Below are 16,139 nucleotides of genomic sequence, written 5' to 3' on the forward strand. Positions count from 1 at the left end.
CTGAATGGCCCCAGCAGGCGCGCACCCGGTCTCCGTCCCGCCACAGTGCCCCGGATCCTGCCCAGCTGGTGCTCCGCGGGCCAGCGCAGGGCCCTTGCGATGCGACTTTCGGCATTCTCGACGCGGAGATGGCTCTGAATGGCGTCGGCGATCATGCCCCCCGGTCTCCGTCTGGTCCCGGTGCACGCGCTCCTGTCCAGATGGCGCTCGGCGGGCCCGGCCATGTCTCGCGAGGAAGGGCGCCTCGAGGCAGCCCGGTATCGCTGCGTCGCCGGTTCGGCGGCGGGTCGGCCCGCGATCCTCCAGCGAGGTCGGGCGCGCCGCCCCATCCGACCCATCCGGCAGGGAGCCGCGATCCGGACGGCAACGCTGATCTCGAGCGTCACCGCCAGATGGGGGCCGTCCCGGAACCGCAGGGCAGCGAAGGCGCGAGGCTCCGACTTGCCGGAACGTCCCGGCAAGTTTGAGCGTCTTCAAGGCGCTGTCCGGTGTCCCCGTGGCCGCATGCAGAGGATGTCCCGTGACGGCGGATGCAGGCTGGGGCGGGACGTGCCTGCCTGCCGCCGCGTCCGCCCGGCCTTTCGCCAGCGGGCGCCCCGCAGGGGCCGCCGGACCCAGTCCTGCCTGTCGCGACGCGACCCATTGCGGTGCCGTCCCGGTTCTGCTTGACGAGGCCGGACTCAATCCGGACAGCTTGGAGCGGGGTGCCATGATGGATCTGTCAACGATAGCGATGTTCTCTCTCGCGGCCCTCGCCCTGGCCTCGACACCCGGGCCGGACATGCTGCTGATCGCGTCGCGCAGCGCGGCCGAGGGCCGTGTCGCCGGGCTGGCGACCTGGGCCGGGATTGCCGCGGGCACCTATTGCCACGCGGCGGCGGCGGCCTTCGGCCTGTCGCAGCTCTTCCTGGCGGTGCCCGCCGCCTACGACCTCGTGCGGTGGGCGGGCGCGGCCTATCTCCTCTATCTCGCCTGGAAGGCCGTCACGTCCGGCAGGTCGTCCGCGAACACGGCCGCGGCGCCGCGCGGCAGGCGGTCGCTGGGGGCGATCTTCCGCCAGGGGCTGCTGACGAACCTGCTGAACCCGAAGATGGCGATTTTCGTTCTGGCGCTCTTCCCGCAATTCGTCGACCCGGATGCGGGCGCGGTCGCAGGTCAGATCCTGGTGATGGCGACGATCCTGAACCTCGTCGGCTTCGGCGTGAATGGCGCGGTGATCCTGCTGGCCAGCCGTGCAGGCGCGGTGCTGTCCGGCAGCGGCGCGATGAAGCGCCTGTCGCAATACCTGCTGGGATGCGTCTTTGCCGGATTGGCCGCCCGTCTGGCCTTCGCCGGAGAGCGCTAGGCAGGGCCAGCAGCGCGGGGCGGCGTTCTCTTTGAATTGACCGCGTTGGGGCCGGCGGGCCGGCGGTCTCGGAGCGCCGCGCCATGCGGGCTGCCCGCAGTCGCGGGGCCTGAGCCAGAAGCGGAGAGCGTGACCGGACGGCAGCGGCCCGGTCGGCACGCGCCGCCGCAGAGATGGCCGCTGTTCGGCGGATCGCGTTTGCTCCGGTCTGTCCCGCATGCAGCGCGCCGATGCCGGACGCGACGTCCCGCACGTCGGGCGCGGCAAGGCGCATGGGCATGAGTGCGGGCATTGCGGCCATGGATCGCGCTGGAAAATGACAGCCCCCGCTGGACAGGGCCGGTCGGAATGCGACGATCGCCGTCGCGCCTGCCCCGGCTCCGCCCCGATGTCCCTTGCGCCCTGGCCGTCTCCCATCCGTCGAACGGGCCGGATCGGCAACGCGACGGCGGGACGGTCCCGGAGCAGGCTGTTTGCCCGTTCGCTCCGAAAGCCCTCCGCGCCTCTCCCGTTCCGATGCAGCCATGTAGCGGCGAGGTTCGACAGTCTGCGCGCGGCGGTCGAGCGGGCTTGCGTGTCCCGGCATCGTGGAAGCCTGGCCGCCGGATCCCGGCTTTGAAACGTCGCGGCGGGAGATGCGCCAGGGCGCATCCTCGCAACAACGTTCGGGGGCAAGCGAAGCCGTCCCGCGGGCCTCCGCAAGGCGACTGAGCCCGGGCCGGGTGCGTCCTGGCCGCCTGCGCCGCCCTGCCGCCGCGGACAGGCGCCGGTCAAGGCGCCCCCGCGCCGAGGCGGAGGGAAGCGTGCGGTCTAGCCCGGCTGGGCCAGGCCGTCGCGCCGTCCCGGCGGCGCCGGATCGGGCTGGGTGGCCGGGCGCAGGCGCGACTCCACCAGCACCCCGCGCTCGTCGAGGATCGGATGCGCCACCGAGGCGATATGCGCATTCACCCGCTTCAGGTCGCGCAGCAGGTCGAGATGCAGCGAGCTGCTCTCCAGGCTCTCGCGCTGGCCCGCCCGCAGCCGGTCGATATGGCGCTCCGCCGAGCTGCGCTCGAGCCGCCGGACCTCGACCTTGGTCTCCACCATCTGCCGCGCCAGCTCCAGGTCGCCGGTCGAGAACACCGTCTGCGCCGAGCGCAGGTTGTCGATGGTCAGCGTGAAGAGCGCCATGATCTCGCCATAGCCGTCCTCGGAGAAATGCACGCTCTCGCGCGCCCGCTTGGCGACCAGCGCCGCGAGGCCCTTCTCGATGATGTCGCCGACATGCTCCAGGTTGATGGCGTAGTCGATGATGGCGATGGCGCGGCGGCTCTCGGCGTCGGACATGCCGCGGCCCAGCAGCCGGGCGAGATAGAGCTTCACCTCCTGCTGCAGGTGGTCGATGCGCTTCTCCAGAACGCGGACCTCCTCGAGCCGCGCGGGGTCGCGGCGCCGCAGGCTCTCCATCGTCACGGCGAGCATCCGCTCGGCCAGATCGCCGATGCGCAGCACCTCGCGGGTGGCCCCGGCCAGCGCCATGACCGGGCTGCCGAGCAGATCCTCGGCCAGGTAGAGCGGGCGTTCCTCCGGCGGGCGCGGGGCGTCCGGGACGATCCGGGCCGCCATCGCGGCAATCGCCCCGGAGAGCGGCCAGGCGGCGAGAAGCAGCGCGGCGTTGAAGGCGAGATGCAGCGCCAGCGCATCGGGCAGCCCCGGCACGAGCCCGCCTGCGGGCAGCGGACCCGCCGCCTGCACCGCGAGGAGCGCCACCGCGGCACCGCCGCCGCGGGCCAGGAGGTTGCCGAGCGTCAGCCGCCGCGCCTCCGGCGAGCTGCCGAGGCTTGCCACCACGGCCGGCACGGCGCCGCCGACATTGGCGCCGAGGACCAGCACCAGCACCAGCCCCGGCGGCAGGCCGCCCGTGGCCGAGATCGAGGCGATCATCATCACCGCGGCCAGGCTGGAGGAGGACAGGAAGGCCAGCAGCCCGCCGAAGCACAGCGCGACGATCCAGGCGGAGTCGAGAAGCGCGATGAAGGCGCCGAGCGCGGCGGAGCTGCGCAGGGGCGCGCCGGCCAGGTCAAGGAGCTCGAGCGACAGCAGGAGCAGCCCGAGCCCGGTCAACGCCCGGCCGCCGCCGCGGCGCAGGGGCGTGCTGCCGCGTCCGGCGACCAGCCCGGCGCAGAGCGCCAGGGGCGAGATCCAGCCCAGATGCAGCGAGACGATCACCGCCGTTACCGCCGTGCCGAGATTGGCGCCGAGCATCACCAGCTGGCCCTTGACCGGGTCGAGCAGCCGCCGCTCGGCGAAGGAGGCGGCCAGCAGTGCCGTGGCGGTCGAACTCTGCAGCGCCAGCGTCACGCCGAAGCCCGAGACGATGGCCCGGGGGCCGGTGCGGGTGCCGCCCGCCAGATAGCTCTTCAGCCCGGCGCCGAAGGCTTCGACGATGCCGGACTTGATCTGCGACAGCCCGAAGAGGAGCAGCGCGATCGCGCCGCAGAGATTGAGGGTGACGAGCATCGCCTCCAAGGCGGGGCCTCCTTTCCGCGTTCCACCGAAATCAGCCGCAGGCGGCCAGCGGCGCCGCCGCTCCGGCGGCTCCGGCCGCCGCCGCCATCTCGCCCAGGCGCGCCAGGAAGGGCGTCCAGAACGGATCGGCGGGCGCCGCGGCGCCGCTGCCTGCCAGTCCAGCATAGGCCTCGAGCCGCCCGCGGCCCAGAACATTCGCGCCGAGCGGTCCTGCGGCGCGCAGGATGTACCAGTCCGTGAGCAGTTCGCGAAGCCCGAGCCCCGCGGGCGGCGTCCAGGCGCCCGGCGGCAGCGCGCGGGCCAGCACGGCGCCAATGGGCAGCGTCCCGGCCTCCTGCCGCGCCGTCGCGGGCCATTCGCGCTGCAGGTAGCGGTGATCGAGGAGCGCGCCGACATGCGCCGCCAGGAAATCGGGATAGGTCTCTGCCAAGGGCGCATCCGCGGCCTCGGCGCGGTAGGCGGCGGCAATCGCCGGATCGCGGGGCAGCGCGGGCACGGGCACGAAGTCTGCGCGATGCGCCTCCCCCCGCCCCGAGATCACCGCATAGCCGGCCGGACAGGCGACGAGCGACGGCACGGCGATATTCGACAGCCCCCCGGCCTGATGGATGCCGCAGACATGCAGATGGCCGCTTGCATGGCAGGCGATCCCCGCCGCGGCCAGCGCGGCTGCCGCGCCGGGCGCGGGCCGCCGCCTCCGCATCGGCGGGTCGCCGAAGAGCCGCCCCTCGGCATCGCCATGATCGCCGATCGGGTCGAGCGCGGGATAGTGCGAGCAGCAGAGCAGCCAGTGCCCGCCCTCGCGCGCGCGCCGCGCCACATCGGAAATCCAGGGCAGCAGATGCGGCTTCTCCTCCGCGAGCCGCGACCAGCCGCCCTCGGCATCGGCCGTGCCGGGATCGGCCGGATCGAAGAGATTGGCGTCGATCATCAGCAGCCACAGCCCCGGCACCGGCTCGGCCAGGTAGCTCGCGTCGATCAGCCAGCGCCCGGCCCGGCTGAGATAGCGGCGCGACTCGAGCCCGGGCGCCCGGCCGAAAGGCGTCTCCCAGCGGCAGAGATCCGGCGACGGGAAATAGCCGCAATCGGCCATGGCCGTCAGCGCCTCCGCCATGGCCGCGCGCTGCATGCCGGGATGATGGACCGCACCGGGCCCCGCCGCCCCGCCGGTCACCGTCACGATCCGCCCGTCCGGCGCCGCGAAGCCCTTTTCCAGCGGCTGCGGATGGAGCGCGGCCATGTCGTGATTGCCCGGCAGCGCGAAGACCCGCAGCCCGCGCACGCGATAGGGCGCCAGCATCGCCCGCAGCGCTGCGAGGTTCGGCATCTGGCCGTCATCGGTATAGTCGCCGAGCAGCACCAGGTCGCGGATGCCGCGCGCCTCGATATCGGCCAGCGCCCAGGCAAGCGCCGGGCCGCTTTCGTTGAAGACGCGGGTGGAGGCGCGGGTCTCGGCCCAGCTGCGCCCGGCCAGGCCCGGCAGCTCCCAGGCGTCCATCGCCTGCAGATGGGCATCGGCAATGACCGCGACGCGGTGCTCAGGCATCGGCGGGGGCCCCCTCGATCCGGTCCAGCAGATCGCTGGCGCGGCGCGCGGCCTCGATCAGCATGGGCTTCGGGGTCTCGAACCATTCGTCGGGGCGCAGCTCGCGGCGGGCGCGGACATGGGCGATGGCGGCGTCGAGATCGGGATAGCGGCCGGGATGCTGGCGGTGGAGATAGAGCGAGACCAGCGCCACCGAGCGCGACCGCCCGGCGCGGCAGTTCACCAGCACGTTGCCGCCGGATTCGAAGGGATAGGTCGGCCGGTCGGGCATCTGCTGGTCCATCGCGCCGCAGAGCAGGAGATAGGCGCCGAGCATCATCTCGGCCGGGTTGCCATGGCCGTCGATCATGCCGAGCTTGTAGTAGCGCAGCGCGCCGTAGCCCGCCCGGGCCCGGCCGCTGCCCGCCTCCAGGATCGGCGTGGCGACGAGGTCGATGTCGAGATTGACCGCGCAGTTGACCACCACGCGGATGCCGTGGCGCCCGAGCAGCGGCAGGTCGCGCGCCGCCTCCATCCCGCCGATATAGAGCGCCACCCCGCCCGGCCCCGCGGCGCGGTCGATCAGGCTCATGGCCGGGCGGTCATAGACCGGCGCGGTCATTCCGCGGCCACCGCGACAGGGCCCGGACCCGCGGCCAGCGCCTGGCCGGTCTCGCGGTCGAAGAGCATGACATGCCCGGGCTGCGCGTCGACCCAGACCTGCTCCTGCGGCCAGGCCTCGAGGAAGCGGGAGACGAGGCAGGTCAGCAGGCGGCCGCCCTGGCGCAGCGTGACGATGGTCTGCGAGCCGGTGGGCTGGACGACGTCGATCGCAGCCTCCATCGCGCCGGGTCCGGGCCGGTCGGAGATGCGCAGATGCTCGGGCCGGATCGCCGCCGTGACCTTGCCCGGGGCCGTGCCGCGCGGCAGGTCGACCTCCATGTCGAGCCCCTCGCCCGCCAGCCGCATGCGGCTGCCGTCGCGCCGCAGCTCGGCCTGGAAGAGGTTCACCTTGGGATCGCCGATGAATTCCGCCACGAAAAGGTTCGCCGGGCGGTGGTAGATCTCCGAGGGGCTGCCGGCCTGCTGGATGCGGCCGTCCTTCATCACCACCACCAGATCCGACATGGTCAGCGCCTCGACCTGGTCATGGGTGACGTAGATCGTCGTGGCGCCGAGGTCGCGCGACATCCGCTTCAGCTCAGTGCGCATCTCGGTGCGCAGCACCGCGTCGAGATTGCTCAGCGGTTCGTCCATCAGAAGGATGCTGTTCCTGGCCGCGATCAGCCGTGCGACGGCGACCCGCTGCTGCTGCCCGCCGGAAAGCTCGGAGGGGAAGCGGTCTTCCATCCCGGCAAGCTGCACCTTCTCCAGCGCCTCGGCGAGCCGCGCGGAGATCTCGGCGCCGGGCAGCTTCGACTGGCGCAGCGCCAGGGTGACATTGCGGTCGACCTTCATGTTGGGCCAGAGCGCGTAGCTCTGGAAGATGAAGCCGAGCCCGCGCTTCTCGGGGGGCACGTTCTCGCCGCCGGCTTCCGAGAACATGGTCCGGCCGCCGAGGCTCAGCGTGCCGCCGCTGGGCGTTTCCAGCCCGGCGATGATCCGCAGCGTGGTGGTCTTGCCGCAGCCCGAGGGGCCCAGCAGGGTGACGAACTGCCCCTTGGGGATCTCGAGATCGAGGGGCGGCAGCGCCAGATGCGCGCCGTAGTGCTTGGTGATGCCTCTGAGGCAGACTTCGGTCATGGGATCCTCCTTCCGCGTCCTGGTCCCCGGGCAGCGGCAGCCGCCCGGGGCGCGATCCTGTCAGTAGCTGGTCTCGTAGACCCAGAAATCGGCGACCTTGGCGACATTGTCGCGCTGGAAGGCCGGGGTGCCCCAGATCTTCGTCACCTCGTCCCAGTTCCCGGCGCCCTCGGGGCGCGGCACGTCGCTGCGCGGCGAGAAGGTGCCGATCTTGTAGAAGGGCGCGAGGCCCAGCAGCCGGTCCGCCGTCTCGCCCTCGTCATAGGGCGGCTCGATCGCCATGTCGGGCGACAGGTCGTCCGAGCCCATCTGGAAGGCGACGAAGAGCTTCGCGGCATTGGGATGCGGCGCCATCCCGGCGATCGAGGTATAGGTCGAATAGGCGAAGACCCCGGCCGGCGCGATGTCGTAGAGGATCGCGTTGCGGTAGCCGTCCGAGGCGTTCTTGTTGAGGTAGTGCATGCTGGAGAAGACGACCGGCGGCGCCTCCTGCCCCGGCAGCCCCGAGGCCGCGGCGAGCTTCGAGCCGGAGTCGTAGATCACCATGTCGTTGCGGATCAGCCGGTGGAAGAACTCGTAGGTGGCGTTCTCGATCCCGTCCGACAGCTGCACGGGCTCGCCGTAGCGGGCCTCGTAGGCGGCGGCGAAATCGTCGGCATGCTCCACCAGCCCGGCGATCATGGCGAGCGTGGTCAGCGAGCCCAGCGGGCTCTTCATGCCGGTGCGCTTGCGCCATTCGGGCTCGGTCAGCTCCCAGATATTCGTCACCGGCGGGCCGTCGGGATAGGTGTCCTCGTTGTAGAAGAGCACGGTCGCCTCGACCACCTGGGTCAGAAGCGGCTGCTGCAGCTCCTCGGGGATGGCGTCCTGCAGGTAGCGCGGCACGTAGTTGACGATGCTCTGCGACGGCAGCAGCTCGTAGATCATCTGCGCCGCGCCGCCGGTATTGACCACGTCGACATCGCGGATGCCCGCGCGGTGCTCGCGCACGACCTTCTCGATCGTCTTCTCCGAGCCCAGGTCATAGGCATTCACCTTGATGCCGGGATAGGCCTTCTCGAAGGCCGCCGCCACCGCGGCGATGGCCGACATCGAGGAATAGACCGTGACCTCGCCCTCTTCCATCGCCCTGGCGCGGATCGCGTCCCAGTCCTCCTCGGCGGGCTGGTAGCTTCCCAGCCCCGCCGCCTCGAGCCAGGCGTCGAAGTCCGGCTCCGCCGCCGCGGCCGCCCCGGCCAGCAGCGCGCCGGCCGCGAGCCCCGTCAGCGCCCGTTTCAGTCCCGTGTTCCGTCCCATGGCAGGTCCTCCTCTCTTGCCAGTCATTGCAGGTCCGCGCCTCCTCACGCGAACCCGAATTTCACGTTCCGGAACATCAGCCGGAACAGGATGTTGCAGCCCACCACCAGAAGCACGAGCAGCAGGGTCGCCGCGCCGATCAGCTGCGGCACGTCATCGGTCTGGTAGGTGTAGATCACGCTGGCCAGAACCGCCGTCGACGGCGTCACCAGCAGGATGATGAGCGACAGTTCCCGCATCGTGCCGATGAAGCTCAGGAGCATGCCCGAGAACAGCCCCGACGAGGCCAGCGGCACCACGATCCGCCGCATCCGCGCCAGCCAGCCGATGCCCTGCACCCGCGCCGCCTCCTCGAGCGAGCGGTCGATCTGCAGCAGCGCCGAGATGCCGGTGCGCGAGGTGAAGGGCAGGTTCTTGACCGCCGAGATCAGCACCAGCAGCACGAAGGTGCCGTAGAGCGCCGGGATCGGGCCGACGGATTGCGAGAACATGCCGATATAGATCGCCCCCAGCGCCACGGCGGGGAAGATGTAGGGCAGGAAGGCCGCGGTCTCGAGCGCGCGGGAGGCCAGGCTGCCGCGGGTGCGCACCACGACATAGCCGATCAGGAAGCCCGCGATGCCGGTGGCCAGCGCCACGCAGAAGGCCAGCCGCAGCGAGTTCCAGGCCGCCCCCAGGATGACCGGATTGCGGAACACGCCGGGATAGAGCGCATTGCCCTCGCCGCGCTCGCCGAACCAGTAGTGCAGCGTCAGGTTCGACAGGTCGTAATTGCCCGCCGTGCGCGACAGCGACTCGAGCAGCAGCAGCCCGATCGGCAGGATCACGGTGAAGCACAGCAGCCCCAGCACCAGCGCGAAGGCCAGCCAGCGCGCCGGGCCCAGCCGGATGATCTTCTGCCGCCCGCCCTTGCCGGACATGGTGACATAGCTCTTGCGCACGCCGATCATGCGCTGGTTGATCCAGATGAAGAGCACCGCCATCGCCACCAGCACGAGCGCCAGCAGGTAGCCGTCGCCGACATTGCGCGAGCCGATGGCCGCGTAGATCTGCGTCGGCAGCACGTAGAAGCGGATCGGCATGCCCAGCACCGCGGGCGTCCCGAAGGAGCCGACCACGCGGATGAAGGTCATCACCACCGCCGAGCCAAGCGCCGGCAGCACCAGCGGCAGGGTGATCGACAGGATCTGGCGCAGCCGCGACAGCCCGGCGATGGCGCCCGCCTCCTCCAGCTGGCTGTCCACCGTGCTCAGCGCCCCCGACAGGATCAGGTAGGCGTAGACATAGTAGTGGAAGGCCAGGCAGATCACGATCGGCACCGCGCCATAGGACAGCCAGTCGGGCGGCTGCACGCCGAAGAGATAGACGAACACCCCGGTGGAGCCCGCCAGCCGGTCGTTCTTGAAGAAGGTCAGCCAGGCCAGCGCCATCACCCAGGAGGGCAGCATGTAGGGCACCACGATGGCGGTGTTCATCAGCTTGCGGAACGGGATGTCGGTACGCACCACTAGCCAGGCCAGCGACGCGCCGAGCGCCAGGCAGACCGCCGTCGCCCCGATCGCCGTGACCAGCGAATGCAGGAAGGGCTTGTAGAACAGCGCCCAGGACATCCGCCCGGTGAAGACCCGCTCGTAGTGGAAGAAGGTCAGCGAGCCCGGCTCGCGCCCGGGCAGATAGGCCGCGTCATAGGGCTGGACCGTCACGGTCTCGCGCACCAGCTGGATCAGCGGCACGATCACCAGCACGGTCAGGATCACGGCCATTGCCACGGCGATCAGCCGCTCCGGCGAGGCCAGGCGCGCGGCGAGCCGCTCGCGCAGGGACGGACCGCTCCGGATCCGCATGTCGTCAGCTACTGTCATGTCTCCTCCCTCATTCGCTCCGCTGCGGTGTCAGACCGCTTCGGCAATGCCTTCGCGCGGCGCCAGCAGCGCCATGCCCAGGCAGCCGCTGGCCAGATCCGCGATCCCCGGCGCCGCCGCCAGGACCGGCCCGCCCTCCTCCAGCGCGCCCTCCTCGGCGAACCGGCAGACCCGGCCGCCGGCCTCCTCGACCAGCAGGAGCCCCGGAATGCAGTCCCAGGCGTTCATGTGCAGCTCGGCATAGGCGTCCGAGCGCCCGTCTGCGACCCGCGCCAGCGCCAGCGCGCCCGAGCCCGCGCGGCGGACATTGACGCCCGCCGCCAGAAGCGCCGAGAGCCCCTCGATGTAGCGGCCGTTGCCGATCCGCGTGGACCAGCCCATCTCGACCGAGGCCGCCGCCGGATCGCAGATCGGCGACACACTGAGCGGACGGCCGTTCATCCAGGCGCCGCGGCCACGCTCGGCGATGTAGAGCTCTTCGCTCACCGGGTTGTAGATCCCGGCGAGCAGCGGCAGCCGGTCCTCGACATAGCCGATCGAGATGCAGAAATGCGGCACGCCGCGGGCGAAATTGGCGGTGCCGTCGATCGGATCGACCACCCAGCAGCGCCCGCCGGTGCGCCCGCCGGCCTCCTCGCCGAACACCGCCTCCCCCGGCCAGGCGGCCTCGATCGCGGCGCGGATATGGCGTTCCGAGGCGGCATCCGTCTCGGTCAGGAAATCCTGCGGTCCTTTCATCGTGAACACGCGTTCATTGCGCGCGGCATAGCCTTGCCGCACGATCTGCCCGGCTGATTTCAGCACGGTTTCCAGAAACTGCCGTTTGGCGGCCAGAGTGGTTCGATCCGTCACCCGCGACTCCGTTTGCAATCCTTGTACACGATTGCAACCATTGCACACGCGTGCACAGAGTCAAACGGAAATTGCAGCGCGGCCCGAAATTCAGGCCGCGTTGCAGCTCAGTCCCGCCCCGGCTCCAGCGGGCGGCGGACCGTGTCGCGCCAGACCAGCCGGGCGGGAAGGCAGACGGTTTCGCCCGGCATGCCCGGCTCCGCCGGGGCGGCAAGCCAGTCGACCGTGGCCACGGCGATCTCGTCGATCGGCTGGTCGAAGGTGGTCAGCCGGTAGCTTTCCCAGCCCGCCTGCGGGATGTTGTCGAAGCCGATGATGGCGGCATCGCGCGGCACCTGCAGTCCCAGCCGGTGGCGCGCCGCATCCATCACCCCCATCGCCAGAAGGTCGGTCACGCAGAACACCCCGTCGGGCGCGTCGGGCCGCGCGAAAAGCTCGGTCCCCGCCTGCAGCCCGGTCTCGTAGCCGGTCTCGCCCGCCACCCATTCGCCAAGCGCGGCGCCCGCCTCGCGCGCCGCCTCGCGGAAGCCCTCGATCCGCCCCGTGAGGCTGGGCGTGCCGGCGCTGGACGAGACCAGCCCCATCCGCCGGCACCCGGTTTTTGCCAGTAGGTTGAAGGCGCTGCGCCCGGCCTGGCGGTCATCCAGACGGATCTGCAGCGTGCCCTCGCGGGTCTCGTCGCGGTTGATCAGAACCAGCCGCATGCCGTTGCGCAGGCAGAGATCCGCCAGCGCCGTGTCGGGCATGCCCGAGAACATCACCGCCGCCTCGGTGCGGTAGCTGCGCGCCTTGTGCAGCGCCTCCTTGACGCTCTCGTCGGAGCGGTCGGTGGCGATCAGGATCGGCGTCTTGCCGGCCGATTGCAGCGCCTGGGACAGCGCCGAGAGCAGCGAGGCGCGATAGGGCGTCTCGATCTCGGCGGCGATCAGCGCGACCAGCCCGCTCTGCGCGCTGATGAGGCCGCGGGCGAGGTGGTTGACCTGGTAGCCGAGCGCTTCGGCCGCCGCCATGACCTTGCGCCGGGTCTCGGGCGAGACGCTGGCGCCGGGGGTGAAACTGCGCGACACGGCCGCCCGGGACACCCCGGCCAGCTCGGCCACCTGCTTGGCGGTGACAGGCACATGGTCGGACATGGGACCTCCGGAAGTTGCACACGTTTGCAAGCTTATGCCGGAGAACCGCCCCGCCTGGCAAGCGTGCCATGACACGTTCCCTCACTGCTCCGGGACCGTCCGGCTCTGCCCGCGGCCCTTCCCCTGCCTGCGGGGCCCTGCAAGCGGTCCGCCCGGGCCGGCGCCAAGTGCCGTCTCCGGTTTCGCATGACACGGGACGCGCTGCCCGCGTGGCTCGCCGGCCGCGCCGCGCAGGCGTCGGCGGCCCCGGGCTATCCGTCCTGCGCGCATCGGGCGCCCGGGCTGAGGACGAGACGGCGCGGAGATGACCGCCCGGTCCGCGATGGCGTTGCCCGTCTGCGGAAGGCCCTGACGGGGGCCGCCGTCCTTGCCCACTTGCCTGATCGGCACGGGGCGCGCCGTCATCATGCGAGCCGCGGCAGGCCGGGCGATCCTGCTGGTCCAGAAGGCTCGGCGCGGAGAATGGCGGGGCGGACCGGGGAGGCCTTCGGCATCGAGCCGGTGCGCGCGGCTGTGGCCAGTATTTGCGATTTCCATGGAACACCCGGCTGCCTCGCCAACGGAGCATGGGCCGAGCCGCATATCCCGGCGACCGGCAAGTCGCGCTGCCGCCCCGGCACCGGGCGTCATCTTCGATGCCGGGCAGGCATCTCCGGCGATGCGCTGAAGACATACCGGCGCGAGATGTCGACGCCCCTATCCGGGGACGGGCAAGGACAGGGTCCGGCATTTCCACGCGCGGGAGACGGGGTGACGGGTCTGCCCGGCAAGGACCCGGTGCGGCCCGCGCCAGCCGGTACGGAAAGCCGTCCGGCATGTCCGCGCGGATGCCCGTCCGTCCGTGGACTGCAGGAAACCGGCGCCCAAATCGAGGTGCGGTGAAGACCGAAGAAGGTCCGGATGCTCGTGCAGCTCGCGCGCCGCCCCGCGGCCCGCGCGGCGCCCGGGACGGATGCACGCCCGCCGCCATTGCGCAGGCCCTGTGGAGAATGGCAACGCCGATCCCGCTGGCGCCGATCCCGGCCCGATGGAGCGGAACGGCCCGTCCGGACCTCCGCGGCAGCAGGCGACAGGCCTGGCCTTTCCGGCACAATCCGCCCGGCGCGGCGGGCCGCCCAGAAGTGGTCCGTGTTCCGGCTTCGAAGGATGCCCGCGGAACGCGGCACTGCCGGCCCGAGGCGCGCGATGGCAGCGGCCGGAGGTCGATCCGCCTGCATTTGCCGCCCCGCCCGATCGATCCGGATCTTCGGCGAAGGGCTGATCCCAGTACAACCGTGACGGGATTTCCGGTATATCTGAGGCGAGGAGACTCTGGAGGAGACCGAGATGCCCACCTGTTGCCGCACCGTGCTTGCCGCGATCTGCTGTTGCCTGTCCCTCCCTGGATTTGCCCAGGATTTCGAAGTCGCCGAGGAAGACTATGCCTCCCCGCCGCGCCCTTATTCCCCCTATGTGAATGACCACTATCCGCAGGACGTCTATTTCGGCGACACCCACCTGCACACCTCTTGGTCTGCGGATGCGGGCATGGCGGGCGCGACGCTCGGGCCGGACGAGGCCTACCGGGTCTCGCGCGGCGAGGTGATCCAGAGCCAGGCTGCAGGGCCCTTCAAGCTGCTGCGGCCGCTCGATTTCGTGGTGGTTGCGGATCATGCCGAGAATATCGGCCTCTCGGACTATCTCCTGCGCGGCGATCCGCTGGTGCTGCAGAGCGAGACCGGCCGCCGCTGGGCCGAGATGATGCGGCAGGGCAACGGCTATGACGCCTTCATCGAATGGGTCGACGGCAATGGCCGCGGCGAGGACCAGATCGGCAGTCCCGATATGGCCGCCTCGGTCTGGGAGACGGTGATCGCCAATGCCGAGCGCTATAACGATCCCGGCGTCTTCACCACCTTCATCGGCTTCGAATGGACGTCGGGCCCGGGCGGCAACAACCTGCACCGCAACGTCATCTTCCGCGACGGGGCGGAGCGCACGCGGCAGGTGCTGCCGTTCTCGACCTATGACAGCGACGACCCCGAGGCACTCTGGGCCTACCTGACATCCTACGAGGCGCGCACTGGCGGCCGGGCGCTGGCGATCCCGCATAACGGCAACCTGTCGAACGGCATGATGTTCATGCTGGAAACCTTCGGCGGCACCGCCTTCGACGGCGACTATGCGGCCACCCGCGCGCTACGAGCCGCTCGTGGAGGTGACCCAGCCCAAGGGCACCGGCGAGGCGCATCCGCTGCTGTCTCCGGACGACGCCTTTGCGGATTTCGAGATCATCGATGCCTCGAATCTCTCGGGATCGGAGCCGAAGCAGCCGGAGATGCTGAAGACCGAGTATGCCCGCGAGGCGCTGAAGCTCGGCCTCGCCGAGGAGACGCGGATCGGCACGAACCCGTTCAAGTTCGGCATGATCGGCTCGACCGATGCGCATAACGCGATCCCCTCGACGCGGGAGGAGAACTGGTTCGGCAAGGCCTATATCGTCGAGCCCTCGCCGCATCGCCGCGACGGGGTTCTGATCGAAAGCCAGGTCGCGCCGGAATACTCGATCTACGACATCGATCTGGGCGCTTCGGGGCTGGCCGCGGTCTGGGCGACCGGCAACACCCGCGAGGCGATCTGGGATGCGATGAAACGGCGCGAGGTCTATGCGACCACCGGCAGCCGGCTGCGGGTGCAGGTCTTCGGCGGCTGGGATTTCGCCGAGGACGAGGTCAGCCGCCCGGATTTCGCCCGGCAGGGCTATGCGCGGGGCGTGCCGATGGGCGGCGATCTCTTCGCGGGGCCCGAGGGCGCGTCGCCGACCTTCATGGTGCGCGCGCTGCGCGACCCCGACGGCGCCAATCTCGACCGGATCCAGATCGTGAAGGGCTGGCTCGATGCGGAGGGCACGCCGCAGGAGAGGATCTGGGACATCGCCTGTGCCGGGCGGGAGATCGAGGCCGGGCACTGCGCGGGCGATGTCGGCAGCACGGTGGACATTGCCGATGCCTCCTGGACCAACACGATCGGCGCCGCGGTGCTGGGCGGCCATTGGCAGGACCCGGAATTCGACCCTGCCGCGCGGGCCTTCTACTATGTGCGGGTGATCGAGATCCCGTCGCCGCGCTGGACGGCCTATGACGCGAAGTTCTTCGCGATCGAGATGCCCGAAGGCACGCCGATGACGGTGCAGGACCGCGCGTACACCTCGCCGATCTGGTTCACGCCGGGCTAGCCCCCTCTCGGCACCGCGGAGAAACGGCCACGGGACCGGCCGGGGATGCGGGCGCCTCGGATCGCCCGCCGCTGGCGCCGGACGCGACTGGCAGCCGGGAGGTCGCAGAACGGCCCTGCGGCAGCGCGTCTCGGGCTCTGATCGAGCACGCGAGGCTGCCATGCCAGGCTTCGGGACGGGCCCGCCCGCCGCGGCGGCATCGCGGGCCCTTAGGCAGTGCGTTCCCGCTCATTCGCCTCGCTTTGCCTTCTGCGACTGGCCGGGAAAGGCGGACCTGCGCCACCGCCGCGAAGACGGCGCGGGACATCTTCGGATGCGGCCGACAGCGGCCGCTGGAGCCCGATCGCTGCCGCCCCGGTCCGGCCTGCCGCAGCCTCTTGCGCCTTCCGGAGATCGGGGCGACCTTGTTGCACATATCGGTGAGAGGGATTCATATCGGGAATCCATAGGGTTAGCTTTCTGTCATGCCCAAACCGGCCACCTCCCGCTACCGCACGACGAACTGGTCCGACTATGACGCCTCTCTGCGGAGACGTGGCTCGCTGTCGGTGTGGTTCGATCCGAAGATGACCTGGCATGCAGAGCGCAGCGGAAAGCGCGGGCATCCGGAGACTTCTTCCGACAGCGCGATCCAGACCTGCCTTGCGCTGAAAGTCCTGTC

10 protein-coding genes and 1 pseudogene are annotated in these 16,139 nt (G+C 70.7%); 3 read left to right on the top strand and 8 right to left on the bottom strand.

All coding sequences use genetic code 11. The features are described 5' to 3' along the window. The first annotated feature begins 709 nt into the window (after positions 1-709). Positions 710-1,345: a LysE family translocator gene (locus FGX59_RS15280; protein ID WP_138467772.1), complete on the top strand. Its 636-nt coding sequence runs from the start codon at positions 710-712 to the stop codon at positions 1,343-1,345. An 810-nt stretch (positions 1,346-2,155) separates the two neighbouring features. Here FGX59_RS15280 and FGX59_RS15285 read toward each other — a convergent pair. The 8 genes from FGX59_RS15285 to FGX59_RS15320 form a co-directional block, all read right to left on the bottom strand. Then, positions 2,156-3,844 (bottom strand): Na/Pi cotransporter family protein, encoded by a 1,689-nt coding sequence (locus FGX59_RS15285; protein ID WP_206078369.1) that lies wholly within the window; start codon positions 3,842-3,844, stop codon positions 2,156-2,158. A 40-nt stretch (positions 3,845-3,884) separates the two neighbouring features. After that, entirely contained in the window at positions 3,885-5,399 is a 1,515-nt protein-coding gene (locus tag FGX59_RS15290; RefSeq protein ID WP_138467776.1) for a metallophosphoesterase, read from the bottom strand. Next, entirely contained in the window at positions 5,392-6,000 is a 609-nt protein-coding gene (locus FGX59_RS15295) for a dual specificity protein phosphatase (RefSeq protein ID WP_138467778.1), read from the bottom strand. The genes FGX59_RS15290 and FGX59_RS15295 overlap by 8 nt, the downstream gene beginning before the upstream one ends. After that, positions 5,997-7,121 carry an ABC transporter ATP-binding protein gene (locus FGX59_RS15300; protein ID WP_138467780.1) on the bottom strand — a complete coding sequence of 375 codons (1,125 nt, stop codon included), beginning with the start codon at positions 7,119-7,121 and terminating at the stop codon, positions 5,997-5,999. The genes FGX59_RS15295 and FGX59_RS15300 overlap by 4 nt, the downstream gene beginning before the upstream one ends. A gap of 60 nt (positions 7,122-7,181) precedes the next feature. Further along, positions 7,182-8,417 (bottom strand): ABC transporter substrate-binding protein, encoded by a 1,236-nt coding sequence (locus tag FGX59_RS15305; RefSeq protein WP_138467782.1) that lies wholly within the window; start codon positions 8,415-8,417, stop codon positions 7,182-7,184. 44 nt (positions 8,418-8,461) lie between these two features. Next, entirely contained in the window at positions 8,462-10,279 is a 1,818-nt protein-coding gene (locus tag FGX59_RS15310) for an iron ABC transporter permease (protein WP_240722480.1), read from the bottom strand. Between the two features lie 30 nt (positions 10,280-10,309). Beyond that, positions 10,310-11,131, bottom strand: a complete 822-nt coding sequence (locus FGX59_RS15315) for an inositol monophosphatase (RefSeq protein WP_138467784.1) — start codon at positions 11,129-11,131, stop codon at positions 10,310-10,312. A gap of 107 nt (positions 11,132-11,238) precedes the next feature. Next, positions 11,239-12,264 carry a LacI family DNA-binding transcriptional regulator gene (locus FGX59_RS15320; RefSeq protein WP_138467785.1) on the bottom strand — a complete coding sequence of 342 codons (1,026 nt, stop codon included), beginning with the start codon at positions 12,262-12,264 and terminating at the stop codon, positions 11,239-11,241. A gap of 1,527 nt (positions 12,265-13,791) precedes the next feature. On the opposite strand from FGX59_RS15320, the pseudogene FGX59_RS15325 reads away from it, so the two are divergent. Both FGX59_RS15325 and FGX59_RS15330 read left to right on the top strand, forming a co-directional pair. Then, positions 13,792-15,478: pseudogene (locus FGX59_RS15325) on the top strand (DUF3604 domain-containing protein). A gap of 464 nt (positions 15,479-15,942) precedes the next feature. After that, the coding region (locus FGX59_RS15330; protein ID WP_171060660.1) for a transposase at positions 15,943-16,139 on the top strand (197 nt) is incomplete at its 3' end.

Source organism: Poseidonocella sp. HB161398 (genome assembly GCF_005870025.1).
In the GTDB taxonomy this organism is placed as follows: Bacteria; Pseudomonadota; Alphaproteobacteria; order Rhodobacterales; family Rhodobacteraceae; genus Mangrovicoccus.